Source organism: Streptomyces synnematoformans (assembly GCF_039531005.1).
Lineage (GTDB): Bacteria > Actinomycetota > Actinomycetes > Streptomycetales > Streptomycetaceae > Streptomyces > Streptomyces synnematoformans.
The window spans coordinates 1-24,212 of the sequence record NZ_BAAAPF010000040.1 but is presented as its reverse complement, the minus strand read 5'-3'; the positions used below and the strand labels follow the sequence as shown (position 1 = coordinate 24,212).

The window sequence follows — 24,212 nt, the reverse complement described above, 5'->3', positions numbered from 1 at the left end:
CATTCATCCTGGCCCTGTTGTGTGCTGCGGAGTATACATCCCCTGTGACAATCGCATCTGTCTACGACCGCTGTCTCCCGCTCGCGGGGTCAGGCGCGGGCGTACCGGACAGTGTGCGAGCCGTTGCGGTGCGCCCGCCGCCACCCCTCGGGGGGCGCGGTCCCGCCGGACGGGGGCGGCGCAGCGAGATTTTGGCGGGACTTTGGCGCCGCGCAACACCCTGCCGGGATGGTTGCTGCCCTTGCCTGGCTGCTGCGCGCGCTGCAGGAAGCCTTCGTCGCCCTCGGCCGGGTGTGGTTGTTCATCCCGCTGCCGCCCCCCGACATGCCGCCGCCTCCCGAAGGCCCCGCGCCGGGGCACCCCGAGCGGCTCTGCCCCGACACGCCGCTGACCGCGCAGGAGGAGGCCCTGCGGCGGCAGTTGGACGACATCGCCCTCCCCGACGCCATCGGCGAGGAGGAGGGCAACGGCACGTGGAGCGGGCCGCCCCGGCCGGAGGGGGGATCCGGCCGGGGCTGATCAGGGGCGGATACGGAGGGCGGTCGCCTCGCGGCGAAAGGCTCCGTGGGGCTTCAGCCGAACGATCTTCCCCACGGGCGGGAGGTGAGGCCCGGGGACTCTGTTCCCTCCGTACCCACACTCCTGTCAACGGGAGGGATCCTCCGGTTGTTCCGCGCTCCCGCGCCGGGCGGTGTGAAGCGCGACACAGCGCGGCGGCGGCGCCCGTGGCGTCACTCCAGCCAGCGGCCGTCACGCATCAGGTCGCGACCGCGCAGCTCGTTCACCTCGCGCCAGGCCTGGATCCGCCGCGGGGTGATACGGAACCAGCGGTACCGGGTGGCCAGGCCGCGCGGGTCGAAGCCGGAGCGCGCGGCGAACCGGTCGCCGTGCTCCGCGGGCAGCGCGTCCAGCTTGAAGGCCTCGACCGCGCCGTCGATCACCGTGACGTCCCGCGTCCGCCCCAGCGCCAGCCGCGCGGCGCCGGTGGCGGCCAGGTTCCTGCCGGTCGGGCTCTCCGCCGGGGTGGCCACCCACAGCGCGGTGCCGTCCCACCAGAACGACAGCGGTACGAGGTAGGGCGTGCCGTCCGGCGCGGAGCTGGCCACCCAGACGTCGACGTCGTGGGCGAGCCGGTGCTCGGTGTCCCGGCGGCGCCGGGCACGGGGACGGGGTCCGGCGGGGCTCTGCTCCGCGGCGGGGGTGCCGCCGTCGGTGTCCGGGAGTGCGGTCATGGTCGCTCCAATCGTCGTGCGGCCCGTCGAGGGCGCTGTCGGCCGTGTCAGCGCGTCCGTGCGCGTCCGCGCCGGTCCGGCCGCCGTCGCACCACAGCCTCGTCCCGCCCGGCCCCGTGCCGCCTCCGTGCCGACCACGGATTGCACCGCGGATAATGAGGTGGTGTCCGCGCCGCCCGTATCCGCCCGCGAAGCCGAAGTGCTCGCGCTCCTCGGCGAGCACCTGAGCAACGCGGAGATCGCCGGGCGCCTCTTCATCTCCGTACGCACCGTCGAATCCCACGTCTCCTCGCTGCTGCGCAAACTGCTCCTGCCCGACCGGCGCGGCCTCGCCCGGCTCGCCGCCGCGTCCGCCCGCACCGGTCAGGCGACCGGCCCGGCGCCGGCGCTGCCCGCGCCGCTGACGGCGTTCGTCGGCCGGACGCGCGAGCGCGCCGAGCTGGCCGCGGCGGTACGGGCCCACCGGCAGGTGACCGCGGTCGGCCCCGGCGGGGTGGGCAAGACGCGGCTCGCGCTGGCGGTGGCCGGCGACACGGTCGGCGAGTTTCCCGACGGGGTGTGGTTCGCCGACCTGGTCCCGGTCACCGACCCCGCGCGGGTGGGTGCCGCCGTCGCCGCCGCCGTGGGCGCCGGCGAGCAGCCCGGACGCGACGTGGACGACGCCGTGCCGGCCGCCTTCGCGGACCACGACGCGCTCCTCGTACTCGACAACTGCGAGCACGTGCGCGACGGAGTGGCGCCGTTCCTGGAGCGGCTACTCGCGGCCTGCCCGCGGCTGCGGGTGCTTGCGACGAGCCGGGCCCGGCTCATGGTGCCCTTCGAACGCGCCTTCCCGGTGCCGCCGCTGTCGCGCGACGGCGGCGACGAGTCGGACGCCGTGGCCCTGTTCATGGACCGCGCCGCGGCGGTCGGCTTCCCGCCGGGACCGGGGGCGAGCGAGGGCGTCGTGGCCGTCTGCGAACGGCTCGACGGCATGGCGCTGGCGATCGAACTGGCGGCGGCGCGCTGGTCCACACTCGGCCTGGACGGGCTGGCCGCCGGCCTCGGCGACCAGCTCCAGATCCTCAGCGGCGGCGCCCGCGCCGACGACCGCCACCGCTCGGTGCGTGCGGTGCTGGACTGGAGCCACGACCTGCTGCAGCCGCGGGACCAGGCGCTGCTGCGGCGGGTGTCGGTCTTCGTCGCGCCGTTCACCGCGGCCGCGGCCGCCGAGGTCGCCGGCTTCGCCCCGGAGGACGTCTCCGCCGTCGCGGACGGCCTCGGCCGGCTCGCCGAGCAGAGCCTCCTCGCCGTCACCCCCGCCGCGACCGGCACCCGTTACCAGGCGCTGGAGACCATCCGCCAGTACGGCGCGGAGCGCCTCGCCGCCGCCGGTGAGCTGACCGACGTACGGGCCCGCCACCTCGGCTGGTGCACGGCCGCCGGCGCCGCGCTGGCCGACGCCGGCGGCCCTGACTGGCGCGCCCGGTTCGACGACTTCGCCGAGGACATGCGCGTCGCGCTCGGCTGGGCCGCCGAGCAGCCGGAGCGGCGCGCGGCAGCCCACCGGCTCGCCCGGTCGCTGGCCGGGCTGGCCCTCACCCGCAACCTGCTCGGCGAGGCCCAGCAGCGGTACGAGCAGGTCGCCGCCCTCGCCGACGCCGAGGAGGCCGCCGGCGAGGCGCTGCGGCACGCCGCGGCGGTCGCCGGTCTGCGGCGGCTCGGCGACGACATGTACCGCCTGCACCGCGCCGCCGCCGACGCCGCCCACCGGGCCGGCGACAACGGCGGCGCCGTCGGCGGCCTCGCCGAGGCCGACACCGTCGCCGCCCGCTTCTCCACCTCCTTCACCCGCCTCCCCACCGCCGCCGAGGTCACGGCCGTGCTCGCCCGGGCCCGCGAACTGGCCGGCGACGACCCGCGCGCCACGGCCGCGGTGGCGCTGGCCGACGCGGCGGTGGTCACCGACGCGTACGGCGCGGTGCAGGGAGACGCGGACAACGAGGCGCCGAGGACGATCGAGCGCGTCGAACGCGCCGTCGAACTGGCCCGGCGCGCACCCGACCCGGTGACCGAATCCGCCGCCCTCGACGCGCTGTCCGGCGCCCTCAGCTGGGCCGGCGACGCGTTCGCCGCCGCCGCCGCGACCCGCCGCCGGACCGAACTCCTGGCGCACCTGCCGCCCACCCCCGCCGTCACCCACGAGCGGATGGACGCCCTCGCCATGGCTGCCGGCACCGCGGTCGGCGCCGGCGAACTGGACCGGGCCCGCCGCCAGGGCCGGCAGCTCGCCGACCACCCGCTGCTCGCCGAGGCCGGCCACCACGCCACCGCGTGGCTGCTCGTCGCGGACGGCCTCGCCGGCCGCGCCGACGAGACCCTCGCCCACGCCGTGCGGTTCCGCGACTCCTTCGAGCAGAGCGGCGGGCAGCAGTCGCTGTCCCTCGGCGCCGCGGCCGCGTCGGTGGCGATGATCCACGGGCTGCGCGGCGACGACGACGCCCGGGCGGACTGGCTCGCCGTCGTCGGCCGGGCGGACACGACGGCCGAGCACCGGCACGGCTACGGCGCGGTCTTCGACGCCACCGTCCTGCTCCACCGCGGCGACGCGCGGGCGGCGCTGGAGCGGGTCGCGCCCGGTCCGGACGAGGTGTGGAAGTGGGTGTGCTGGGTCTGGCTGCACTGGTACGTCGCGCTGCGCGCGGTGGTGGCGGTGCTCGCCGGCCACCCGGCCGCCCGGGAGCGGATCGCCGCCGCCCGCGCCGTCGTCGCCGGGAACCCGGCCGCCGTCGCCCAGGTGGACCGCGCCGAGGCTCTGTGCGACGGCGACCCGTCGCGGCTGCCGGCCATCGCGGCCGCGTTCGGCGCGGCGGGCAGCCCGTACCAGCAGGCGCGTACGGTGCTCCTCGCCCTCGGCGAGCACGTCGTCGCGGCCGACGCCGCGCTCACCGTCCTCGGCCTGACGCCCGAGGCCGCCGGACGGCCGCCGCGCGCATAGCCGGGGCGCGGCGAGCGCGACGGTCCCCGGGAGGTTGCCCCCGCAGCGCCCGGCCCCGCTGTGCGAGCCGCCGCTCCCGTCAGCTGACCGCCTGCTTCACCAGCGCGGCGATCCGCGCCTCCACCTCCTCCGTCACCTCGGTCAGGGCGAACCCCGCCGGCCACATCGTGCCCTCGTCCAGGTTCGCCAGGTCGCTGAACCCGAGCGTCGCGTAGCGCGCGTTGAACTTCCCCGCGCTCTGGAAGAAGCAGACCACCTTGCCGTCCCGGGCGTACGCGGGCATGCCGTACCAGGTCTTCGGGGCCAGCTCCGGAGCCGTGGCCGTGACCACCGCGTGGACGCGCTCGGCCATGACCCGGTCCGAGTCCTGCATCTCCGCGATCTTCGCGAGTACGTCACGCAGCGCCTCCGCCGCCTTGTCCGCCCGCGAACCGCGGCGCGCCGCCTTCTTCTGCTCCCGGGCGTACTCCTTCATCGCGGCCCGCTCCTCGGCCGAGAACCCCTCGTACGCGCCGGTCTCGCTGCTCCCCATGACCACTCCTGCCCTTCCTGCCCTCTCGGTCCGACCGCCCGGTCCTCCGCCGGGCCCGGTCGCCGTGATCACAGACTCGCCCGCGGGGTTGCGGAACGCCTCCGTGCCGACCACGGAAACCACCACGGACGCACGTCTCCGCGATGGGCGCACCAACCGGATTGGGCTGGACGGGGGGCAGTTGGGTGTGTCTGTCCGCAATGCGGCAATGGCGCCACCGGCTTCTCCTACGGTTCTCACGTCCCTCCCCGCTCTGGTGCGCTGCACCGCGAAAGGAGATCCCCGATGTCGATCCGAAAGGCCGCTGCCGGAATGGTGGCAACCGCCGCCCTGACCCTGGGCGCGCTCACCGCGACGCCCTCGCTCGCCGCCGCCGATTCCGAGGGGCGGAAGGCGGAGGCGGCGCCGGTCGCCGACGCCCAGCGCGCCTACCCGTACCGGGGCAAGGTGCTCGGCAACAGCAGCGTCTACAAGCGGGCCGAGCCGACGACGCGCAGCGACATCCTCGGCTGGGTGAAATCGGGATCGATCGTCCGCATCCAGTGCAAGGTGATCGGACAGAACGTGCTGGGCAACAACCGGTGGTACCGCGTTCCGGTGCGCGGTGGCGGCCACGGCTACATGTCCGCCCGCTACGTGGTGAACCTGGACCAGATTCCCTTCTGCCGTCGGTGACCCCGCCGCGGCCCACCCCCGCCGCCGCGCCCGGCCGGTTCCACCGGCCGGGCGTTCGCGTGGGGCGCGGCGGCCCCTCAGGCCGGACCGTCCCCGCCCGCGCCCTGCCCGGGAGAGCGGGGGACACGGCGGGGGTGCGCTCGGCGGTGGCGGAGCGTGCGCAGGTACGAGCGGGCCGTGGTGCCGCCGGCGCGCGCCCTGCACAGCAGCCGGGTGCTGCGGCGCCGGCGGAAGACGTCGTAGTCGTCGCGGGTCAGCTCGGCCAGCACCGTACGGCCCAGCTCCAGATACTGCCGCGGCAGTTCCTGGCCGGACGGGTGGACCTGGCGGTGCCAGCCTTCCGCCAGCCGGAAGAAGCGCCGGACGCGGTCGGCCTCGAAGCGGACGACCCTCTTCAGCGGCGCGGTCATGCGCCGCCGGGCGGCCGCGGCGACGAGGTCGTCGCGGCTCAGCCCGTGCCGCCTGAGATCGGCGAGGGGTAGGTAGACGCGGCCGAGTGCCGCGTCCTCCGCGATGTCGTGGAGGAAGTCCAGCACGTGGACGCCGTAGCCCAGGGCGATCGCCTTCACCGTGGCCTCCTCGTCCACGGGCTCGAGGAGCGTGTTGACCCAGATGCTCATGTCCCCGCTGACGGAGCGCATGTACAGCTCCAGGTCCTCGAACGTCGGGTACGAGGAGGTGTCCAGGTCCGTGCGCAGCGTGCGCAGAAAGCGCCGGATGCCCTCCGGGTCCATGTCCCAGGCACGGACCGTGTGGGCCAGCGCCCGGCAGATCTGCACCGCCTCCGCGGTCACCGGCCCGGCGCCGGTGCCGGCGGTCGTGGCGGCACCGGTGTCGATGCGGCGCAGCGTCTCGTGCCGGAGCGCGTCGAACCGCTCCCCGCGGTCGCGGAGGCTCTGCTCGGTGGTGCCGAGCACGTCGTCCGCGTACCCGCAGAACGCGAGCATCGCGTCGTAGTGCGGGCGCTTGCCGGGCGGGAGGAGGAAGCGGGCCACGGGAAAGGCCGCGGAGTTGTGGCGCCGCAGGTACCGCCCGCAGGCCGCGTACGCGGCCTCGGCGTGCGTGCCGCGCAGCCCCGCGGCGGTCAGCTCATGGGCGAACATGCCGCACCCCCGCTTCCGCCGAGGCCCTGCCGGCCGCGTGCGGGGGCGTGTCGGTGAATTCCACCAGGGGCACCTCCGAAGGTTCCCGCCGGGGACAGGGACAGAGCCCGGGCGGAGTGCGGGGGACGGTGTGTCGATCGGGGCGATGGGCGCACCGCTGGACCACCCGATGATTGCCTTTGGCATCCGAACGAACACTGAAAGTGAGGGTGTGTGCGCTAAAGCGCCCCCGCGGCACCCCCGCGCCCCTGACTGCGCCGCCGCCGGGATCCGCGGCCCTCGCTGCCCGCCGTCCGTCCGGCGGAGCCGGTTCACCCGTACGGGCCACCTCCGCCGGAAGCCGTACGGCCGCCCGCGCATCGACTCTGAGCTGCGCCGACACGCGCCGTCCACCGGCCGGCCGAGGCGGGGCGTGGACGTGCACCGCGCCGGATTCCCCGCTTTCCTCGAACCAGCAGCAAGCCCCGCGCCGATACGCCCGGACGGCGTGCCCGGCACCGCTCCTGGAGGCCCCATGCCCTGCATACCCACCGCGGCCGCAGTCGCGGCCGCGCCCGCCGAGCCGGGGTGAAGCCCTCCGTGCGGCATCCGCCGGGCTTGACCCCCCTCCGTGGGCAGAGAGCGCCGACGCCGGTGGGTGCCGCACGGAGTCCTCGGCCAATGCGGTGACGCGCGCCGTGGCGCGGCCGGGCAAAGAGCGTGAACGCGGCATGCGAAAAGTAGGTTATGTAACTAATCAACCACTATGCGCATGCGAGCGATGGGGCCATGAAGAAACTCACGAAATTCCTTGACCTGCCGCTGGTGCAGCGGTTCCTGGGCAACCGCTGGGCGATCGGAGCGGCGTGCGCCGTCATGGTGGCCTCGGGGGTGGTGGCCGCCATGGTCACGACCGGCGGACCCGACCCGGCCAGCGACGCCAAGCCGTCCGTACGGGACGAGGCCGCGCAGGACGCCCAGCCCGGGAAGCAGCCGCAGGAGAAGAAGGCCGCCGCCCAGCGGCAGGCGCAGGAGTCGGCGAAGGACGGCGGACGGCCGCCGGCCGGCTCCGGCGGCGAGCACCACCCGCCGCGCCGGCCCGCCGCCGGCCACCACCGGCTCGGCACGTCGTTCGACGACGGCACGCACTTCGTCGGCGGCGCGATCGCCCCCGGCACGTACACGACGCAGGGCTCGAACGGCGACCCCGCCGGCTGCGAGTGGGCGCGCCTGGCCGACAACGGCGGCGAGCTGGTCCCCATCATCAGCGGCTCCAGCCGCGGCCCGGCGCACATCACGGTGCACGACGGCGAGTACGTCCGGAACAGCGGCTGCCAGACCTGGAACCGCAGCGACCCCGCCGGCCCGCACCGCGGCAAGTAGCCGCGGCCCGCGCGGCCCTGCCCGGCGCCCGCTGCCTCCGCGTCACCCGGACGCCACGCGCGTACGCCGCGACTGCCGGCGGCCTCGCGGCCAGTGTGGAGGCGTACGTGCACCGCGCGTGGAGCGGAGGCGGGAAGTGGTGACGATGCGGACGGTGGCGCGAGCGGCGAGAAGGGCGAAGGCGGTGGCCCGGCGCCGCGCCTGGGCGGCGCTGACCGCCGCACCCGTGACGGCCGCGCTGCTGGCGACGGCCGGCGCGGCCGGTCCCGGCCCGGGCGCGACCGCACAGGACGACGGCCCCGACGTCGTCGCACGCGAGGCGTACTTCCTGCCGCCGGAGGACGCCGAGCCGGGTGACGGGCTGACGTACGACACGGCGCTGGTGCCCGCCGGTGCGGGCATCGCCGTCGTGGAGGTGGCCCGGCACGGCGGGACCACCGTCCGGCTCGGCCTCACCGGCCTGCCGCCCGACCGCACCTACGGGGCACACGTCCACACCGCGCCGTGCGGCCCCGATCCGGAAGCCGCGGGGCCGCACTACCAGAACCGGCCCGACCCCGTGCAGCCGTCCGTCGACCCGGAGTATGCCAACCCCGAGAACGAGGTGTGGCTGGACTTCACCACCGACCGCCGCGGCAGCGCCCACGTCACGGCGCGGCAGGACTGGCGGTTCCGGGCCGGCGCGGCGCGGTCGGTCGTCGTCCACGAGCACGCCACGATGACGCACCCGGGCGCGGCCGGCACGGCGGGCGCGCGAGTGGCGTGCCTGTCGGTGCCGTTCGCGTAGCGGGAGGGTGGTCAGGGTTGACCGGTCGCACCCGCTCGTCGACGCGCCGCGCGGCGACCGCGGTGGCGCTCGCGCTCCTCGGCGCCGCCGGGGTGGTGGTCTGGCTCCTCGCGCTCCCCCCGAACCTCGTCCCCGACGCCCTGCGCGACCACGTGCCGCAGGACACCGCCGACGACGCCAGGCCCCCGCCGGTCCCGGCGGAGCGGCAGACCTCCGGGTTCCATGTGCCCTACCGCGCACCGGCATCCGGACTGCGGCACAGCTCCGGCTTCGCCATCGGCGGCTCGGCGGACGTCCCCTCCCTCGGCGACCTGATGTACCGGCGCCGGATGGCCGCGACGTACCCGGTCGCCGCCGACCTGCGGGGCCCCGGCACGTTCGAGACCGTGCCCGGCCGCGACCCGGCCCCGGGCGACGGCCGGGTGGTGCGCTACCGCGTCGACGTCGAGGACGACGTGCCCCTGGACGGCCGGATGTTCACCCGGGCCGTACAGGACACCCTCAACGACGAACGGGGCTGGGGCGCCGACGGGACGCGGACCTTCGAGCGCGTCTCGACCGGTCCCGCCGACTTCGCGGTCACCCTCGCCAGCCCCGGCACCACCGGGGACTGGTGCGCCCTGTCGGGCTTCGACACCACCATCGACAACGTCTCGTGCGACTCGGGCATGACTGAACGCGTGCTCATCAACGCCTTCCGGTGGGCCCAGGGCTCCACCACCTACGGCGACGACATCCGCGGCTACCGCCGGATGCTCATCAACCACGAGGTGGGCCACCGCCTGGGGCACATGCACGACCACTGCGCACGAGACGGGGCGCGCGCGCCCGTCATGATGCAGCAGACGCTCTCCCTCAGCTCCGGCGGGGCGACCTGCGAGACGAATCCGTGGCCGTACCCCGACAGAGGCTGACCGGCCACACGCCGCGACCGCGACCCCCCCACCCGTTCGGCGCACCCCCGGCCGCAGCACGGGCAACGACCTCACGCGGGCTCACCACAGGCGGTTCCCCGGTACGACCCGGCGACGGACAGCCGCACCGGACGGTCCGGGCGACCTCGTCCGAGATGCGACGTGCCTCCGCCTGCTCCCATCCTGAGAGCAGGCGGACATCTCGTCGAACACGAACGTGGAGGACTCCCGCATGGCTCTCCCGCCGGCACAGCGAACAGCGACCGCCGCCGCCCCCACGGCCTGCACCCCGCGGACTGCCGCGACGCCCGGCCCGGAAGGCGCCGCCTGACGCGGGGGAGACACCCATGACGACGACAGACCTGGAAAGCGCGCTGGCCCCCACCGAGTTCCTGGACTCCGACGCCCCCGAGGTCCGCGACTTCGTGCGCCGCACACTGCCGCGGGACGGCCTCGACAGCAGGAACACGGCCGTACGCCTCTACTATGCGGTGCGCGACGGCATCGACTACGAGGCTTACGGCGCGGACCTGTCCCGCACCGGCGTCACCGCCGCGCAGACGGCCCGTACCGGCAAAGGCACCTGCCTCCACAAGTCCGTGCTCTACGCCGCCGCCCTGCGCGCCGCCGGCGTCCCCGCGCGGCTCGTGCTCACCGACGTACGTAACCACCTGCCGTCGCCGGCGCTGCGCCGGCTCGCCGGCGGGGACACCTTCCGGTACCACGCCTTCACCACCGTCCACCTCGACGGCGGCTGGGTGCGCGCGGCCCCCGTCTTCCACCGGCTGCTGTGCCGCCTGCACGGCATGCGCCCCCTCGGCTTCGACGGCACCGCCGACAGCGTCCACCACCCCTACGACGGCGGCGCGCGACACCTGGAAGTCGTCCGCGAGCACGGCGAGTTCGACGACCTGCCCTACGAGCGGGTGATCGACGGCATACGCGGCGCGCACCCCGGCATCTTCGCCGGCCCCGACAGCACCCGGCTGGTCGCCGGCTCGCTGCACGCCGACGCCGCCGCGCGGGACGGCCGAGACCTCGTGCCCCGGGAGGAACAGCATGCCCCTCCCCGCTGACACGACCGGCAGGAACGCCGCCGACCAGCGCTTCGGCGACGCGCTGACGGTGGCGGAACTGCCGGTGGTCACGGAGATCAGGCGATCCGGGTCGGACGGCGAAGACCTGCTCCGGGGACGTACCGCCGCCGAACTGGCCCGCCGCTACGAGGAACTGGGCGCCCCCGCGGTGTCCGTGGTCACCGGCTCCTGGCTCGGCGGCACCCCCCGCCTCCTCCACGACGTGGTCGCGGCGACCTCGCTGCCCGTCCTCGTCAAGGACTTCTTCACCAGGGAGAAGCAGATCAGGCAGGCCGCCGAGGCCGGCGCGGCGGCCGTACTGCTCACCCCCGCGCTCCTGCCGAACCGGCTGATGCCGACGCAGATCGACGCCTGCCTGGACAACGGCGTCACGCCGTTCGTCGAGATCACCTCCGCCGCCGAGCTGACCGCGCTCACCCGCGCCGAGGCGTGCGTCGTCGCGGTGCACAACGACGACACCCGCCGCCGCGGGAGCGACGACCCGGACCAGGGGCGCGGCCACGACCTGCTGCCCCGCGTCCGGGCCGCCGGCGCGGGCCTCCCCGTCAGCACCGGCGGCGTCGGCACCCCCGAGGACGCCGCCCGCCTCCTGGCGGCCGGCTACCGCGGCCTGCTCGTCGGGACGGGGCTGCTCCGCGCGGAGGACCCGGACGCCTGGTTCGGGGCACTGCGCGCCCTGCTCCCCGACGCCGAGCCGGCGCAGGACACTCAGGCGGGCAGCCCGGTGTCCACGACGACGGCGATCTCGACGAGCTGACCGGGGAAGGCCAGCTCGGTGACGCCGACGACGGTGCTGACGGGGCGGTGGGCACCGAAGTAGGCCAGGTTGCCCGCCGAGACGGCCTCGGCGTTGCGCTGCAGCTGCACCGCGTAGACCGTCTGCGAGACGATCTGGTTGCGGGTGGCGCCGTAGTGGTCCAGGACCTTGTCGAGGTTGGCGTACGTCAGCTCCAGCTGCGCGGCGCAGTCGTCCGCGTACGCGAACTCGCCCGCCTCGTCGAAGGCGACCTGCCCGGAGACGTGGATCAGATCGCCGGACCTGATCGCCTGGGCGTAGCCGAACTCGCGCTCGGGTGCCACGCCGTGGTTGAAGGCGTCGATGGTGGCCATGCTGAGGGTCCTTCCCTTTGCTCTCTTGCGGTTACTCGGAAACTGTAAGAGAGTGTGGGTTGACCTGGAAGAACGCACTTTTCGGTGACTGAGGAACCAGATGGTGACCAAGCAGGAACTCAAGGGCCTCCCCGAGGACGCAGACCTCAGGCGCGCCGACTCCCTGGCGCGGGAGATCTTCTCGGACGTCGCCAACAAGTGGGCGCTTCTGATCATCGAGGCGCTCGGCGAACGCACGCTGCGCTTCAGCGAGCTGCGCAAGGAGGTCGAGGGCGTCAGCCACAAGATGCTCACCCAGAACCTGCGCACGCTGGAACGCGACGGCCTGGTCGACCGGAAGGTCTACCCCACCGTGCCGCCGCGGGTCGAGTACACCCTCACCGAGCCCGGCCGGGCCCTGCGCGCCACGGTCGACGCCATGTGCGGCTGGACCCATCGGTACCTCGGCCGCATCGAAGACGCACGCCGCCGCTTCGACGCCTGACCGGCCGAGCCGGCGCGGGCGCCCACCGCGACGTCAACCGACGGGCTGCATCCGGGTGCGCAGCAGGCAGAACTCGTTGCCCTCGGGATCGGCCAGCGGGTACCAGCTCTCCGCACCGGTCTGGCCGACGTCGACGTGCCTGGCGCCGAGCGCCAGCAGCCGCTCCAGCTCCGCCTCCTGGTCGCGGTCGGTGGCGTTGACGTCGATGTGCAGCGGAAGCTTCCCCCTCCGCGGGTCACTGCTCAGGCTGAGCACAAGGGTGGGCTGAGGCCCGCCGAAGCCGGCGCCGGCCGGCCCGATCTCGATCGTCTCCTCGTCCCGGTCGAGCTCCACGTAGCCGAGGACCTCGCTCCAGAACGAGGCGAGCCGCTCGGGGTCGGCGCAGTCGATGACCAGCTCAGTAATGCGGCATGCCATGCCCGTCAGCCTACGGGCGGCCCTCCCGGCCCGCACGGCCGCCCCACCCGGACTGTCGGTGGCGGCTGAGAGGCTGGGGGCATGGACAGGGACGAGGAGCTGCTGCGCGGCCGGGTCTACGGCACGGATCACGACGACCCGAACCCGGGCCCGCGCCCGGGCCGGGAGTACGCCGAGCTCGTCGGTGGCCCGCTGGACGGGCTGCTGCTCGACATCACCGGCTGGAGCGCACAGGAGACCGCCGCCGGCGCGGCCCTGCCCACGGAGCTGGGCCGCTTCGGCGCGGGCGGCCGCGCCACCTACGCCCCCGCCGCCGGCACCGCCGGACGCTGGGCCTGGACCGGCGACATAGCCTGAACACCGCTGACACCCCCTGGACTTCGGCAACCGTAACCCCCCGTGGTGCGGCAGGGCGCCGACGTAGTGTGCCGCGTATGAAAATCTTCGGATGGGTGCTCTTCGTCTGCGGCCTGTACTTTCTCGTGCAGGGATTCGCGATGCCGATGATCGCCGAGCGGTCGGACGTGGAGAGCATCGAGTTTCAGCAGATCCGCGAGTCCAGCTCGTACCTGGGCATCGGCCTCATGATCGGGGCGGTCGCCTGCGGCGTACTGGACCGGAGCCCCGGCGCCTCGGGCCAGCGCGCCGCACAGCCCCCGTCGTACCCCGCCCAGCAGCCCTACGGCCCCCCGCAGCCGCCCCCGCAGCAGCCGCACGGCGGCTGGGGCCCGCCGCCCGCGGGCTGACCCCGTTCGCGCAAGCAGTTCGCGCAAACGGCAGCAGCTGACCGCGGCGAAAGCCGGACCGAACCCACCGGGGACGACAGCACGGTACGCGGCACCCCCGGGTTACCCGTGTGCCTGACGCCCTCGGGCCGGAACGCGCTCCAGGCCCGGTCCCGCCGTCACACAGCCACATCGCAGCGTCGCCGTGCCGGCGAAGAAGTTCGAGGCCACCGCCGGAGAAGCCGCGGTCGGCTGCCCGCGGGGCCGAGCCGTCCGGCCGGCATCTGACGGTCCGAATCCTTGTAGTCCTGTCCCGGTCATGTCACCAAACGGTCACACCGCAGGACACCGAGGGTCGGGGTCGGACAGGATTCACCGGTCCGAACACGTATTTGCTAGGGGAATCATGCACAAGCGCACTGCCCGTATCTCCGTTCTCGCTGCGGCCGCGGCGGCCCTGACCTTCGCCGTAGCCGGATGCGGCAGCGACAGCGAGCCGGACGAGGCGGCCTGCAAGGCCGCCATCGCCGAGGAGTTCAAGAACGTCCAGGCGGGCAAAGAGGCTTCCGACGACCGCCCGAGCGACTGCGAGGGCATCGACGACGAGACCGGCGAGCGACTGGTCCAGGAGGTCACCCAAGAGGAGATGAAGGGCCTCGAGGACTCCCTCGACACCCCCTGACCGCCACGGGAGCCCGCTCGGCGCGGAGGGCGCGCACGCCCCCCGCGCCGGTCGGGCGCCGGTCATCGCCCAAGCGGCGGAGCGCCTGACACGTCAGGACGGATCCGCACCCCGGGAGGCATGATCACAGCGCCACCGCGCAGCCTCTCGGCATGAACAAGATCAATCGCAGCCCGGCGGCCCTCACCGCCCTGCGAAAGAAACTGTCGACCGCGACCACGGCGGCCCTGCTCACAGCCACCGCCCTCGGCGGCCCGCTCACCGGCACCGCTCTCGCCGCCGACCAGACCCCCGGCCCCGCCGCCCCCGCAGCGGCAGCACCGCCACTGCGCGAGCAGGCCGACGCCCTCATGAACCTCACCTACCGTGAGTTCGCCGAAACCCCCCACGTCCCACCGTTCAACTGGACAACCGACGGCTGCTCCGTCCCCACCGGCCATGCCCCCTACAGCGAGACCTTCCGTCCCGCATGCGTCCAGCACGACTTCGGCTACCGCAACTACGGCGCCAACCACGAGCTGCAGCTCAGCCCGACCCGGGAGACGAAGAACTGGATCGACGGCCGCTTCCGCACCGAGATGCGCCGCATCTGCGATGACCGCCACCGTTCGACGCTGCCTCACCTTGTGTGCGTCAACGCCGCCGAGGCGTACTACGGAGCCGTCCAGGTCGGCGGTGACAGCTCGTTCTTCTGAGCCATGCCCAACCGCGGAGGTCGAGGACGCTCCCTCCCGATGATCCCCGCCGTCCGTGCGGCGAATTCACCGCATACGGGGTTGCGAAGAGAACGGTGACGAGGACGGGCCGGGAGATGGCGCCGTGCTGTGATCGCACGGGACCCCTCCCGGACACTGCGGTCTAACCTGGGCTTCGGCAGGTCGTCGGGTGGAGTTTTCCGCAACGGCTCCGCCGGCTTCTGGTGCTGCTGATGGCCGGCCCTTCCGTATCTGTTTCGGACGTTGCCGGTCGTTTCGGATCCCGAGGAAGGGGACAGTACGGTGAAGGCGATTGCCCGTGTCGTTACGGCGTCTGTGCTGGCACTGATCGCGGTTTGCGGTCTCGCTGCTTGTGAGGATGATTCCAGTCAGAGCAGGGAGAACGATGCCAAGCAGAAGAACTACGATCACCTGGTGGCGAAGCAGCCGGCGGGCAGGATGCAGTATTCGCCGACACGTGAGGCGATCAATGAGTGGGTGGAGACGTGGGGTAAGCGCGGCAAGCTCTCATACGTCTACATCCAGAACGGCAAGGGGGAGTACGGGTACTTCGTTATGAAGGGCCTGCCGGTTCCGCGCTGCAAGATGCTTACGCCGACGGAGCGGGTGGACTCCTCGTCGAACGGGAAGGTGGTTGTGGCTCAGCCGGGAATGGATGGTACGTATGATTCCGGGTCGATGTGTGGTGCGTATTATGGCTTTGATGCGCTGACAGGTGCGTATATGGAGTTCACGGTCGGGGCGAACCAGTCGTTCTTCTTGTTTGACCGGCCGATGTCGATGCCGGAGTACGCTGACGCCGAACAGCTTGGCCCGACGTCGGCCGAGGATGTGGCGGACTGACCTGGGGCGGTCGTCGCGGCACAGCTCGCGAGAGACCGGGGTGAGCCAATGGCCCACTTCGTGGGCGAGTTGCGGGGGCGTCGGCCTGCGGCAGGTTACCGCCGGCGAGTTGATGGTGACCGGCCCGATGGCTGGAGCAAAGTGGTGGAACATGACTGCCTTACCGCGGCGTGGAAGGGCGACAACAGTCGCCCAGGATGTGCTCAAACGACAGGCGTTCGCAAGATGGGCGACAGGAACCTGATCTTCACTTTGCGCGTGCAGTGAGGTTTTCTCAGCGGAGTTCATCGCCATGCGTTGTTGAGGACGAGTGCGGCTTTGGCGATGGCACCGATCCGGTTGGGGCTGATCGTGACGTGTTGGAGTGCGCGCCAGCGTTGTTTGAGTTCCGCCGCTGCGCGTTCACCCAAGGCCCGGATGCCGCGGAGGAGCCGGTTGTGGGTGCGGTTGTCCTCGGCGAGTGGAGAGGGGATGTCCGGATGGGGCCGGAAGGGTGTGTGAATGCCGATGCCCGCCCCGGTGTAGCCGAGATCGGCCAGGGTCGGCAGGCCATCGCGAGCGGCCACGTACAGCGCGGGCAGGGCATGGATACGGGCGACGGTCAGGTCGTGCACGCTGCCCGGCTCGACCTCGGAGACCCACAGCGGCGCGCCGTCGGGAGCGGCGATGAACTGGACGTTCCCGGCGAAGTGTGTGGCCTTGCCGGAGTACCACAGGTCGTTGCCGTTCTCCGTGACGCCCGCGACGCGGTCGCAGGAGATGAGTGTGCCGTCCAGGATCACGTGGTTCACTCCCTCCACGCGGCAGCGGGTCAGGACGTGGTGCAACTCCGGGGCCCGTGCGGCCAGCAGGTCGATCGCCTCGTGGAGGTAGCGGTAGCCGGTGGCCTGCGATATCCCGGCGTCACGGGACGGACAGTGCACGCACCCGGCCGCGCGGAACCAGCGCAGCACCATCACGGCCTGACGAAACGGTCCCAGCCCCCGCGACCCGCGCGGCGTGCCGATCCGCCGACGGTGAGCGGCCAGCAACCGGGCAAGGAACTCCACCACCGGGCGCGGGACATCGAGCATGGCAACATAGGTGACCAACGTGAAGCCTCTGGCTGGGGAACGGGATCTTGTGGTGAGAACCGTCCTACCAGGGGCTTCACGCTCTTCCAGAACCAGGGCCCCGATGTCCCACTCAGACAGACACGCCCAGATCAACCCGCTTCGCGAAGATCATTTCGCTGAGAAAACGTCAGTGTCGTTTTTGTTTGTGGAGGTAGTGAGTTGGGTGTTCTGGTGTCGTAGTGTTTCGTAGAGAATGATTGATGCGGCTACTGCGATGTTGAGTGAGTCGGTTGTGCCTGTCATGGGGATGCGTAGTTGCTGGGTTGAGTGGGAGAGGAGGTCGTGGGGGAGGCCTTCTCGTTCGCTGCCGAGGAGAATTGCGAGGGGCGGGGCGTAGGTGGTGTGCCAATGGTCGTTGTCGGCGGTGCCGTCTGCGGCCAGTACGGTGATGGCATGTTGTGCGGCCCAGTCGAGGAACTCATCGGTGTGGGGGGTGTGCGCGATGTCGACGGCGAAGAGAGATCCCATACTGGCCTTGACCGCGGCCGGCGCGTAGGGATCCACGGTGTCTCCGATGAGGATGACGCCGGCCGCGCCTACGGCGTCTGCGGTGCGGATGATTGTGCCGAGGTTGCCGGGGTTGGCGATGCGGTGCAGCGCGACGAAGACCGCTCCGGGGTGGGTGGTGAGGCCGGGCAGAGTGCGGGTGCGGGTGCGGAGGATGGCTGCGATGCCGGTAGGGCCGTCGCGGTTGACGAGGCGGGTGAACAGTTCTGCGCTGAGTCGTGCGACGGGTACGCCTGATCGTTGTTGTTCGTCGATCATGTACTGGGCGGGCTGATTCGTCAGCAGGGCAGGGGCGGTGAGGAGTGTTTCGATCTCCCAGCCCGCTTCGACGGCGCGCCAGACCGGCTGGTGACCTTCGACGACGAAGGCGTTCTCACGGCGGCGGTGCTTGCGGCTGGCGAGTAGCTTCACCCGCTTGGCCAGGGGGTTGGCGGCGCTGGTGATGATGTCGTTCATGGTGTTCTTCCCGCAGGTCGTGGTTCGCAGGCCCGTCCGCCGGCGGCCCGCGGCGGGGGTCTGGTTCCAGTGGGAAGAGTGCGTGCCGGTGTGTTCCTGCGCCGTGTGTCCGGCGTCAGTCTATCCCGCGATGATGTGTCCTTGGCGGGCGTGTCTTGTGTGGCGGGGGAGTGGGAGCCGTCGGTGTGTCGCCTGGACACGATGACGCTGTGGATGGTGTCCGCCGCCGCCCAGCCAAGACAGGGCCACACGTCCGCTCCCCGCCGGAGGAGGTCGGTGCGGTGCGCCACAACGGCGGGCGCCCGTGCTCGTCCGTCTTGGACCGCCTGATCGCCTCGCTGCACGGACCCAGGCGCGGCTCCGACAACTGCGCTGGGTGCACGGCGAACTGGCCCCCGCGGCGGCTCCAGCTCGCCGTTGCGGCGTCCGGGCCGCCGTACGCGCGGGGCTCGCGCGCGGGTGCACTGCCGGGCGAACCCGTTCTACCCGGCGGGCTCGGTGTCGTTCTGCTCCGGCTCTGGATGTGCGGGGCCGGGCGGGGGGAGGCGGTCGTCGATGACGAGGGTGACCGGCTCGCCGGCAGACGCGGGGCGGGAGGTGTCGGTGAGCGTCTTCACGGTCTGGGTGATGCGGTCGTCAAGGTACTCGGCGATGGCCCGGGTGCCGATGTCGTCGCCGTTGCGGGCGACGTTCCGCAGGGCTGTCATGGCGGCGACGAGGCTGGGGCCGGCAAGCTCGACGTCGACGGTGCCGCCGCGGGCGGCAACGTTGCCGGGGACTCGGAAGTGCCGGTCGCCTGCGGTGTGCTCGACGAGGAACGCCCAGGTGTCGCGGTTGGCTGTGACAGTGGCGTGCGAGATGCCGGCGGCCTTCTTGAGCAGCCCGTAGAACTCCTCAGCTTCGGCCGTCTCGGTCTCGTCGGCCGCCATGTCGGCGTCGTCGTTCTCGTTGTCCGTTTCAACCTCCTCAACCTCCTCGACTTCGCCGCCGTCGTCGGCCGCGTCCGTGGCGGGTTCCTGCTGGCCGCCGGGCTCTTGCTGTTCGAGGTCCTCGGCCTGGCGGTCCGGCTGCTGGAGCACGTCCGCGTGAAGCTCGCGGAGCGCCAGGACGAACTCTTCCTGCGCCTGGTCGGTGCGGCGGGCGAGGTCCTGCGCGCCGTTGCGTACGGCGACCAGCTCGGTGCTGATGCCGACCAGCGGGTCGCTGACGGACTCCCGTGTCTTGTCCAGACCCCGGCGGACCACCTCGCGGATCTCGTTCAGGCCGGTGTTGATGGCCGCGGTGGCGGCCTGCTGGATCTGGTCGATGGCGTGCTGCTGGTCGGCGACCTGCTGGCGCAGTGCGGCCACGTCGCGGCTGAGGGCCTGTAAGAGGTCGTTGCTGACGAACGGCATGATCCCCCTTCAGCACTGGGTGGGATCACCACGATGAAGCACGCCCGCGAGCGGGTGAAGGGCGTGAACAGGGCGCACGCGAGCTGCACATGGTCGCTCGACGCCGCTGCGGCGCCCCCTTCCCCGGCTCCTCCCGGGCGGCTCCGCTGCCGCGGCACGGGTGGCACGGCACCCGCGAACGCGGTAAGCCGCGCCTACGTCCGCGACGGCCGGCGCGACCCCGAGATCACCGTCATCGACCTGCGGCGCCAGTACATCCCCGACGACCAGGACCCGGACGAGGGCAGCGGCCCCGGCCGCCGCTACCGGCACCGGTGGGTCGTCTCAGCAGAGTTGGATCCCCGCCTAGGTGAAGGGCAACGTCTGGCGGCGATGATCAGCGCGGAACTGCACCTAGTTCGCGCACTGAAGCGTACATTTGGCGTACCCTGTCAGGGTGGCCGGAAGAGATGAGTCGCGACTGGTGAATGCGGTGGACGCGCTGGTGGCACGTTCACGGGTGCTGCCGTCGCCGGCTGAGCGTCGGCGGTTGCGGGTGGCGCATGGGTTGACACAGCAGGAGGTTGCCGATGCGTTGGAGGTGCGGCGGGCGACGGTAGGGGCCTGGGAGAGTGAGGACCCCGCCCGCGGTACGGAGCCGCGGCCGCCGGAGCGTGATGCCTACGCCCGGCTGCTGCAGCAGCTCGCCGAGTTGTACCCGCCGCCGACCGAGCCCCGCCCGCCAGTGCACGCTGAGGACACGCAGACAGCACCGGAGTCTCCTTCTACCTCCGCACGGCAGACCGCCTCGGCGCCGCTTACGCCCATGAGTTCCCGCCCGGGCGGTGCCAGGCCCCTCGAGTCGTCGTCGGCGTCTGCGGCGACCTCGGTGCCGCGGGCCCGGCCGGCCGCGCGGAAAGCCGCCTCCGAGGTTGCCGCGGCGCCGGCAGGGGAGGGGCGTTACCCGGCGGGGCCGCTGGCGGTGCTGGACGGTGAGGGCACGGCCCACCTCACGGACGGGCGCACTCTGCCGTGTCCGGCGGGCTCGGTGGTGGAGCTGGTCGATTGGGCGCTGGAGGCGGGGCTGGGTGCCGGGCGGTTGCACCGGTATGGGCAGGATGCCGATCCCTTGGTGGTGCTCACCGAAGCCGCTGCCGAGCGGTTCGGGCTGCCGCCGTGGTTGGACAATCGCTCCTTCGATGACGGGATGCGTCTGGCGGAGGATCACCTGGTGGTGCGTGAGGTCCTGGGTGCTGGCTGGAAGCTGACTCGTCGCGGGTTCGGACCCTGGCCGCGGATCTACCGGCCCGCTGAGGCCGGGCGTCGGCAGTGCGTGCAACTGGCTGTCCTGGGCTGGGACGCTCTGGAGGACCGAGCCTGGCCCGGCGCCGACCAGATGGCGCCCGCCGAGCTGGCGCGCATGCTCGGCATCTATGCGGCCCGGGTCATCACTCCCCGCGGCTCCACCGCCGTGACCGGCCTGGAACTGATGACCGCGCTGCGCCCGCCGACCCGCCCGGTACGCGCCGCAGGCGGCGGTTGGGCCTCCGGCCCCGTACCCGGATCCCTCACCGACCTGGTCGACCCCGCCCCGCCGGAGGCCCCGTCCGAGCACCCTGCCGCCGCCGGCCGTGAGGCGGGGCAGGAGCTGGATGAGGAGGCCTACGACTGGGTGCGCCCCGGCGGGTTCACCGACGCCGAGTGCGAGCTGCCGTACGTGATCGGTCTGGATGTGAACATGGCGTTCGCCGCGGCGGCGAACCGGCTGACCGTCGGACTGTCCGCTCCGGTGCACACCGACGGCCCGCGTTTCGATAAGAAGGTCCCCGGCTGCTGGTACGTCGACCTCTCCCATATCGAGCTGGACCCCCGCCTGCCCAGCCCGTTCACCCCGACCGGCGAGCGGCCGGCAGGGCCGGCCTGGTACGCCACCCCGACCGTCGCCTACGCCGCCGAACTCGGCCACCACGTCGCCCCACTGGAAGCGTGGCTGCGCCCGGAATCCGGCGCCTACCTGGACCCGTGGTACGAGCGGCTGCGGGACGCCTACCGGGCCACGATGGCTGACCTCGGCGTCGCCAAGGACCTCTCCGAGGCCGAGTACGTGGACGCGATGGCCGGCCACAAGGAGGCCGGCCCGGCTGCCGCGGCCGTCCTGGCCGCGGTCAAGGCGACCGTCAAGGGCGGCATCGGCAAGCTCCGCGAACGCGCCCAGGGCAAAGCCAGGTTCCGTCCCGGCCAGCGGTGGGCGGCACTGGAACGGCCCACCTGGCGGCCGGACATCCGCGCCGCGGTCATCGCCACCGCCCGGGTGAACATGCACCGCAAGATGATGAAGATGGCCTCCCACGGCCGTTACCCGGTCGCGGTGCTCTCCGACTGCATCGTCTACCCCGCCCCGAGCCCGTCGCCGCTGGACCTGCTGCCCCGCACCCCCGACGGCAAGCCGGCCCCGGGCACGTTCCGGCTCGGCGTGTCCCCGGGAATGGTCAAGCTCGAAGGCGCCCGCGAACTGTGGTGGGCAGCGGAGATCATCGAGCAGCAGTACAACCCGGCCCGGCACATCAAGGACGACCCCACCCGTGACGGGGAAGAGTGAGTGATGGCGACGATCGGCGAATCCCTCGAAGCTGCCCTGCAGGCTACCGCGACCCGCCCCATCCCTGTGAGCCCGCAGGCGCGGATGCGGTTCCTGGTCAAGACGGAGCAGGGTTCCACCCGCCGCACCGCTGCACGGCTGGGCTGTTCCCAGCGGCAGGTCGAGCGCTACCTCGCGGGAAAGGCCCGGCGCCCCACCCCCCGTCTCGCCGCCGCGTTGGAGCGGGAGGTCCGCAGGAGCTGGCAGCCCCGCGTACGGGCCCGCGCGATCCGCCACGCCGCCCAGCGTGGCGTTGTCGTGGAGACCCGCGCCCGGTTCGGCTTCACCGCCGCCCCGGGCTCGACCGATGACCCCCGCATGCGCCGTATCACCGAGCAGCTCCCGCCCGACGTCACTGCCGAGCTCCTCGCCCGGCATGCCGCCGGCGCCAGCGAGGCGGAACTGCGGGACATTCTCGGCGTCGGGCTCGGGTACGCCTATTTCCAGGACCGCGGCCGCCGCGCCGTGGGTCTGGATGTGACGGTCACTGACATCGACCACCTCGACGTCGGGCTGAGCTGAACCGTGCGCGGAGGTTTCCTGGCAGGGGGTAGCAGCGCCCGTGGCCCTGCCGTCACGTCCTGGAGACGTCAGGTGGCGAGACACCTTGCCGTGTGCGCGGTCCGTCGGCTGTGGCTGGCCGGCAGTAGTCGGCTGTCGTGGTGGGGTTGCGGGTGACGGCGGTGTTTGTCGTTGTGGGTGGCTGGCCTGGTTCTACACGGGTTCGCACCACGCTGCGGCGGGACCGACTTCGAAGGGCGGGCGTCAGCGTCCGGGCGGTGTCCAGCCGGGGTTGCGGCCGCTGAGCCCCACCACCTGGTCCAGCAGTGGTGCGTTCTCCGGCACCGTGACGATCGGGTCGAACATGCCTTGCCGTGTGGGTCCGTTGGGTGTGGCGGCCATGAGTTCGTGTGAGATGCGTAGTGCTTCTTCGTCTGGTTCGTAGGGCTGGCTGGTGGCGCGGGCGAGGTCCCAGCCGTGCAGGAGCAGTTCGTTGAGGGCGACTCGGCCGGCGACTGCGGCTGGGAGGGTGATGCCGCCGGCCTGGGTTTCGCCTTCCCAGGCGGCCGGGTTGTGCCATGCGTCGGCGAGCGCGGGTAGCTGCTGGGCCAGTTCTTGGCGCCAGCCTGGGCTGATGTCGGGGCGCGGTGCGGAGCTTGGGTCGGTGTGGGTGGTGGGGCCGAGGTTCTTGCGGCCTGCGTCGCGGAACGCGGCTGTGAGGCCGATCAGGTGGCCCAGCAGGTGGCGTACGGCCATGTCCTCGCAGGGCGTGGGGTCTTCCAGCCGGTGGTCAGGGATGCTGGCGGCGAGCCGGGCGACGGCTCTGGTCTGCGGGCCGAGGTCCGGGTGGGCGGCCGGTGCGGCGGGGCTTGCGTCGGTCATGCGGTGGTTCCTTCCGTGACGTATTGCCTGTACTGATCGTGACTCGCGCAGGGCGCGAAACTCATCGCCGAACCGGCTCGCCATCGACCCCGTCCGTCCCGCGCCGTTCTCGTGTGGCGGATCGGCGACCTGGTGGTCGCCGCCTGCACGGAAGCGGTCACGGCGCTGTCGGCGGAGGTCGTGGGAGCATCCGCTGGCGGAGCCGCTGGCAGGGCGGTTGCTGCTGGCCCTTGTGCCGCTCCGGGCGGTAGGCCGATGCCCTCCAGGTGTGCGCCCGTACGCGCCGCACGCTCCTCGCCGAGATCGGCGAGGGACCCGGCCTGGAGCTGCGCCGGCTGCACGGGCAGGTCCTCCGCCGGGGCCCCGGCTTGAGCCGGGTCCCGGATCCGCGGCTCCCGTCCCGCAGGCGAGCGGAAACCCGGCGAAACGCCCTCTCCTGCCGACGACGGCCGGAGCACTTCCCGGACGTCCACCGCCCCGCCGCCCGTACGGCCCCGCGCAGCTGCTGCCGGACGTGGCCGGGTACACCGGGCGGGAGGCGTATCTCCACCGCTTGGAACGGCTGTTGCCGGGTGTGGGGGGTGCCGGAGGTGGGTCTGTGCTGTGGTCGGCATTGTCGGGGTGGGGGAGACCGTGTTGGCGGTGCGGTGGGTCGATGGGGTGGTGGAGTACTTCGCCGATGGGCAGTTGTTGGGGAGCCGGGGCGGATTCGCGGCGGTCGGCGGCTCCAGCGAGCTGGCCGAGGCGCTGTGAGGGCTTGCTGCAGGTGGTGTGGGTTCCGGACGGCGGGATCGCTGAGGGTACCCGGATCCGGCTGCGGGTCGACCGTCTGCCGGCGGGAACGGTCCCCTCCTGATCTGGCTGTGGTTCTCGGCCGTCGGTCTGGTCGGCTGTTTCGCAGTCTGCTGGCGGGCTGGTGCGTGCTAGTGGTTCTCGACGATGCCCGTGATGGCGGTCAGGTGGTGCGGCTGCTGCCGGGAGTCCCGGGCTGGGCCGCCCGGCCCGGGATTGTGGTGGGGTTGTTCAGGGTGGTGAGGTCATGGGTGGTTTGGCGTTTGGTGTAGTGGTCAGCGGCCTGGACGGT

Annotated in this window: 26 protein-coding genes; 17 read left to right on the top strand and 9 right to left on the bottom strand. The window is 72.7% G+C overall.

The window, feature by feature from the left end; translation table 11 throughout:
* Nucleotides 1–228: 228 nt before the first annotated feature.
* Nucleotides 229–519 carry a DUF6059 family protein gene (locus ABD317_RS09950; RefSeq protein ID WP_051438620.1) on the top strand — a complete coding sequence of 97 codons (291 nt, stop codon included), beginning with the start codon at nucleotides 229–231 and terminating at the stop codon, nucleotides 517–519.
* 212 nt (nucleotides 520–731) lie between these two features.
* Here ABD317_RS09950 and ABD317_RS09945 read toward each other — a convergent pair whose 3' ends face one another.
* Nucleotides 732–1,232: a pyridoxamine 5'-phosphate oxidase family protein gene (locus ABD317_RS09945; protein WP_344289425.1), complete on the bottom strand. Its 501-nt coding sequence runs from the start codon at nucleotides 1,230–1,232 to the stop codon at nucleotides 732–734.
* A gap of 163 nt (nucleotides 1,233–1,395) precedes the next feature.
* Here ABD317_RS09945 and ABD317_RS09940 point away from each other — a divergent pair, with 163 nt between their 5' ends.
* A complete protein-coding gene (locus ABD317_RS09940) occupies nucleotides 1,396–4,209 on the top strand; it encodes an ATP-binding protein (protein WP_344289424.1) in 2,814 nt (937 codons plus the stop codon).
* A gap of 79 nt (nucleotides 4,210–4,288) precedes the next feature.
* Here the strand turns inward: ABD317_RS09940 and ABD317_RS09935 are convergent, their stop codons facing one another.
* Nucleotides 4,289–4,741: a DUF1801 domain-containing protein gene (locus ABD317_RS09935; protein WP_027756641.1), complete on the bottom strand. Its 453-nt coding sequence runs from the start codon at nucleotides 4,739–4,741 to the stop codon at nucleotides 4,289–4,291.
* A gap of 285 nt (nucleotides 4,742–5,026) precedes the next feature.
* Between ABD317_RS09935 and ABD317_RS09930 the strand changes: the two genes are divergently transcribed.
* Nucleotides 5,027–5,416 carry an SH3 domain-containing protein gene (locus ABD317_RS09930; protein WP_027756642.1) on the top strand — a complete coding sequence of 130 codons (390 nt, stop codon included), beginning with the start codon at nucleotides 5,027–5,029 and terminating at the stop codon, nucleotides 5,414–5,416.
* Nucleotides 5,417–5,493: 77 nt separating this feature from the next.
* Here ABD317_RS09930 and ABD317_RS09925 read toward each other — a convergent pair whose 3' ends face one another.
* On the bottom strand, nucleotides 5,494–6,519 hold the full coding sequence (locus ABD317_RS09925; protein ID WP_027756643.1) for a squalene/phytoene synthase family protein: 1,026 nt from the start codon (nucleotides 6,517–6,519) through the stop codon (nucleotides 5,494–5,496).
* 768 nt (nucleotides 6,520–7,287) lie between these two features.
* Here ABD317_RS09925 and ABD317_RS09920 point away from each other — a divergent pair.
* From ABD317_RS09920 to ABD317_RS09900, 5 genes are all read left to right on the top strand, one after another.
* A complete protein-coding gene (locus ABD317_RS09920; protein WP_027756644.1) occupies nucleotides 7,288–7,881 on the top strand; it encodes an Rv1352/Rv1906c domain-containing protein in 594 nt (197 codons plus the stop codon).
* Nucleotides 7,882–8,026: 145 nt separating this feature from the next.
* Nucleotides 8,027–8,668 (top strand): superoxide dismutase family protein, encoded by a 642-nt coding sequence (locus ABD317_RS09915; protein WP_344289434.1) that lies wholly within the window; start codon nucleotides 8,027–8,029, stop codon nucleotides 8,666–8,668.
* A gap of 17 nt (nucleotides 8,669–8,685) precedes the next feature.
* Nucleotides 8,686–9,582, top strand: coding sequence for a DUF3152 domain-containing protein (locus ABD317_RS09910; RefSeq protein ID WP_344289422.1), 897 nt, complete (start codon nucleotides 8,686–8,688; stop codon nucleotides 9,580–9,582).
* Between the two features lie 347 nt (nucleotides 9,583–9,929).
* Nucleotides 9,930–10,658 (top strand): transglutaminase domain-containing protein, encoded by a 729-nt coding sequence (locus ABD317_RS09905; RefSeq protein WP_051438622.1) that lies wholly within the window; start codon nucleotides 9,930–9,932, stop codon nucleotides 10,656–10,658.
* Nucleotides 10,642–11,436, top strand: coding sequence for a beta/alpha barrel domain-containing protein (locus tag ABD317_RS09900; RefSeq protein WP_344289421.1), 795 nt, complete (start codon nucleotides 10,642–10,644; stop codon nucleotides 11,434–11,436). Before ABD317_RS09905 ends, ABD317_RS09900 begins: the two co-directional genes overlap by 17 nt.
* On the opposite strand, the gene ABD317_RS09895 is transcribed toward ABD317_RS09900, so the two are convergent.
* Nucleotides 11,388–11,789 carry a Rid family hydrolase gene (locus ABD317_RS09895; RefSeq protein WP_344289420.1) on the bottom strand — a complete coding sequence of 134 codons (402 nt, stop codon included), beginning with the start codon at nucleotides 11,787–11,789 and terminating at the stop codon, nucleotides 11,388–11,390. The two genes, ABD317_RS09900 and ABD317_RS09895, sit on opposite strands and share 49 nt — an antisense overlap.
* 100 nt (nucleotides 11,790–11,889) lie before the next feature.
* Here ABD317_RS09895 and ABD317_RS09890 point away from each other — a divergent pair, with 100 nt between their 5' ends.
* Complete coding sequence (locus ABD317_RS09890) at nucleotides 11,890–12,273, top strand: winged helix-turn-helix transcriptional regulator (protein ID WP_027756648.1); 384 nt, start codon at nucleotides 11,890–11,892, stop codon at nucleotides 12,271–12,273.
* A 33-nt stretch (nucleotides 12,274–12,306) separates the two neighbouring features.
* On the opposite strand, the gene ABD317_RS09885 is transcribed toward ABD317_RS09890, so the two are convergent.
* Nucleotides 12,307–12,690: a VOC family protein gene (locus tag ABD317_RS09885; RefSeq protein ID WP_344289419.1), complete on the bottom strand. Its 384-nt coding sequence runs from the start codon at nucleotides 12,688–12,690 to the stop codon at nucleotides 12,307–12,309.
* 81 nt (nucleotides 12,691–12,771) lie between these two features.
* Between ABD317_RS09885 and ABD317_RS09880 the strand changes: the two genes are divergently transcribed.
* The 5 genes from ABD317_RS09880 (at nucleotide 12,772) to ABD317_RS09860 (ending at nucleotide 15,656) form a co-directional block, all read left to right on the top strand.
* Nucleotides 12,772–13,047 carry a hypothetical protein gene (locus tag ABD317_RS09880; RefSeq protein ID WP_027756650.1) on the top strand — a complete coding sequence of 92 codons (276 nt, stop codon included), beginning with the start codon at nucleotides 12,772–12,774 and terminating at the stop codon, nucleotides 13,045–13,047.
* 77 nt (nucleotides 13,048–13,124) lie between these two features.
* A complete protein-coding gene (locus ABD317_RS09875; protein ID WP_027756651.1) occupies nucleotides 13,125–13,436 on the top strand; it encodes a hypothetical protein in 312 nt (103 codons plus the stop codon).
* A 385-nt stretch (nucleotides 13,437–13,821) separates the two neighbouring features.
* Nucleotides 13,822–14,097 carry a hypothetical protein gene (locus ABD317_RS09870; protein WP_344289418.1) on the top strand — a complete coding sequence of 92 codons (276 nt, stop codon included), beginning with the start codon at nucleotides 13,822–13,824 and terminating at the stop codon, nucleotides 14,095–14,097.
* 152 nt (nucleotides 14,098–14,249) lie between these two features.
* Complete coding sequence (locus tag ABD317_RS09865; protein ID WP_344289417.1) at nucleotides 14,250–14,792, top strand: phospholipase A2; 543 nt, start codon at nucleotides 14,250–14,252, stop codon at nucleotides 14,790–14,792.
* Between the two features lie 303 nt (nucleotides 14,793–15,095).
* Nucleotides 15,096–15,656, top strand: a complete 561-nt coding sequence (locus ABD317_RS09860; RefSeq protein WP_344289416.1) for a hypothetical protein — start codon at nucleotides 15,096–15,098, stop codon at nucleotides 15,654–15,656.
* A gap of 284 nt (nucleotides 15,657–15,940) precedes the next feature.
* On the opposite strand, the gene ABD317_RS09855 is transcribed toward ABD317_RS09860, so the two are convergent.
* From ABD317_RS09855 to ABD317_RS09845, 3 genes are all read right to left on the bottom strand, one after another.
* Nucleotides 15,941–16,747, bottom strand: coding sequence for a transposase family protein (locus tag ABD317_RS09855; RefSeq protein WP_425582323.1), 807 nt, complete (start codon nucleotides 16,745–16,747; stop codon nucleotides 15,941–15,943).
* A 132-nt stretch (nucleotides 16,748–16,879) separates the two neighbouring features.
* Nucleotides 16,880–17,734: a TrmH family RNA methyltransferase gene (locus tag ABD317_RS09850; protein ID WP_344289415.1), complete on the bottom strand. Its 855-nt coding sequence runs from the start codon at nucleotides 17,732–17,734 to the stop codon at nucleotides 16,880–16,882.
* A gap of 482 nt (nucleotides 17,735–18,216) precedes the next feature.
* Nucleotides 18,217–19,128: a hypothetical protein gene (locus tag ABD317_RS09845; protein WP_344289414.1), complete on the bottom strand. Its 912-nt coding sequence runs from the start codon at nucleotides 19,126–19,128 to the stop codon at nucleotides 18,217–18,219.
* A 33-nt stretch (nucleotides 19,129–19,161) separates the two neighbouring features.
* Here ABD317_RS09845 and ABD317_RS09840 point away from each other — a divergent pair, with 33 nt between their 5' ends.
* The 3 genes from ABD317_RS09840 to tpg are packed head-to-tail and all read left to right on the top strand — an operon-like array spanning nucleotide 19,162 to nucleotide 22,267.
* Entirely contained in the window at nucleotides 19,162–19,581 is a 420-nt protein-coding gene (locus ABD317_RS09840) for a hypothetical protein (protein ID WP_344289413.1), read from the top strand.
* Nucleotides 19,565–21,706: a telomere-associated protein Tap gene (tap, locus tag ABD317_RS09835; RefSeq protein ID WP_425582321.1), complete on the top strand. Its 2,142-nt coding sequence runs from the start codon at nucleotides 19,565–19,567 to the stop codon at nucleotides 21,704–21,706. The genes ABD317_RS09840 and tap overlap by 17 nt, the downstream gene beginning before the upstream one ends.
* A 3-nt stretch (nucleotides 21,707–21,709) precedes the next feature.
* Nucleotides 21,710–22,267: a telomere-protecting terminal protein Tpg gene (tpg, locus tag ABD317_RS09830; protein ID WP_027756900.1), complete on the top strand. Its 558-nt coding sequence runs from the start codon at nucleotides 21,710–21,712 to the stop codon at nucleotides 22,265–22,267.
* A gap of 243 nt (nucleotides 22,268–22,510) precedes the next feature.
* Here tpg and ABD317_RS09825 read toward each other — a convergent pair whose 3' ends face one another.
* Nucleotides 22,511–23,128, bottom strand: coding sequence for a TIGR03086 family metal-binding protein (locus ABD317_RS09825; protein ID WP_344289412.1), 618 nt, complete (start codon nucleotides 23,126–23,128; stop codon nucleotides 22,511–22,513).
* Nucleotides 23,129–24,212: the final 1,084 nt, after the last annotated feature.

What these genes read in the sequence shown, in the direction of transcription:
- ABD317_RS09900 (WP_344289421.1), top strand. Translation starts at nt 10,642, where the DNA reads ATGCCCCTCCCCGCTGACACGACCGGCAGGAACGCCGCCGACCAGCGC.
- ABD317_RS09870 (WP_344289418.1), top strand. Translation starts at nt 13,822, where the DNA reads ATGCACAAGCGCACTGCCCGTATCTCCGTTCTCGCTGCGGCCGCGGCG.
- tpg (WP_027756900.1), top strand. Translation starts at nt 21,710, where the DNA reads ATGGCGACGATCGGCGAATCCCTCGAAGCTGCCCTGCAGGCTACCGCG.
- ABD317_RS09840 (WP_344289413.1), top strand. Translation starts at nt 19,162, where the DNA reads ATGAAGCACGCCCGCGAGCGGGTGAAGGGCGTGAACAGGGCGCACGCG.
- ABD317_RS09950 (WP_051438620.1), top strand. Translation starts at nt 229, where the DNA reads ATGGTTGCTGCCCTTGCCTGGCTGCTGCGCGCGCTGCAGGAAGCCTTC.
- ABD317_RS09885 (WP_344289419.1), bottom strand. Translation starts at nt 12,690, where the DNA reads ATGGCATGCCGCATTACTGAGCTGGTCATCGACTGCGCCGACCCCGAG.
- ABD317_RS09875 (WP_027756651.1), top strand. Translation starts at nt 13,125, where the DNA reads ATGAAAATCTTCGGATGGGTGCTCTTCGTCTGCGGCCTGTACTTTCTC.
- ABD317_RS09935 (WP_027756641.1), bottom strand. Translation starts at nt 4,741, where the DNA reads ATGGGGAGCAGCGAGACCGGCGCGTACGAGGGGTTCTCGGCCGAGGAG.
- ABD317_RS09920 (WP_027756644.1), top strand. Translation starts at nt 7,288, where the DNA reads ATGAAGAAACTCACGAAATTCCTTGACCTGCCGCTGGTGCAGCGGTTC.
- ABD317_RS09865 (WP_344289417.1), top strand. Translation starts at nt 14,250, where the DNA reads ATGAACAAGATCAATCGCAGCCCGGCGGCCCTCACCGCCCTGCGAAAG.
- ABD317_RS09890 (WP_027756648.1), top strand. Translation starts at nt 11,890, where the DNA reads ATGGTGACCAAGCAGGAACTCAAGGGCCTCCCCGAGGACGCAGACCTC.
- ABD317_RS09915 (WP_344289434.1), top strand. Translation starts at nt 8,027, where the DNA reads ATGCGGACGGTGGCGCGAGCGGCGAGAAGGGCGAAGGCGGTGGCCCGG.
- ABD317_RS09825 (WP_344289412.1), bottom strand. Translation starts at nt 23,128, where the DNA reads ATGACCGACGCAAGCCCCGCCGCACCGGCCGCCCACCCGGACCTCGGC.
- ABD317_RS09945 (WP_344289425.1), bottom strand. Translation starts at nt 1,232, where the DNA reads ATGACCGCACTCCCGGACACCGACGGCGGCACCCCCGCCGCGGAGCAG.
- ABD317_RS09905 (WP_051438622.1), top strand. Translation starts at nt 9,930, where the DNA reads ATGACGACGACAGACCTGGAAAGCGCGCTGGCCCCCACCGAGTTCCTG.
- ABD317_RS09845 (WP_344289414.1), bottom strand. Translation starts at nt 19,128, where the DNA reads ATGCCGTTCGTCAGCAACGACCTCTTACAGGCCCTCAGCCGCGACGTG.
- ABD317_RS09930 (WP_027756642.1), top strand. Translation starts at nt 5,027, where the DNA reads ATGTCGATCCGAAAGGCCGCTGCCGGAATGGTGGCAACCGCCGCCCTG.
- ABD317_RS09925 (WP_027756643.1), bottom strand. Translation starts at nt 6,519, where the DNA reads ATGTTCGCCCATGAGCTGACCGCCGCGGGGCTGCGCGGCACGCACGCC.
- ABD317_RS09850 (WP_344289415.1), bottom strand. Translation starts at nt 17,734, where the DNA reads ATGAACGACATCATCACCAGCGCCGCCAACCCCCTGGCCAAGCGGGTG.
- ABD317_RS09880 (WP_027756650.1), top strand. Translation starts at nt 12,772, where the DNA reads ATGGACAGGGACGAGGAGCTGCTGCGCGGCCGGGTCTACGGCACGGAT.
- ABD317_RS09895 (WP_344289420.1), bottom strand. Translation starts at nt 11,789, where the DNA reads ATGGCCACCATCGACGCCTTCAACCACGGCGTGGCACCCGAGCGCGAG.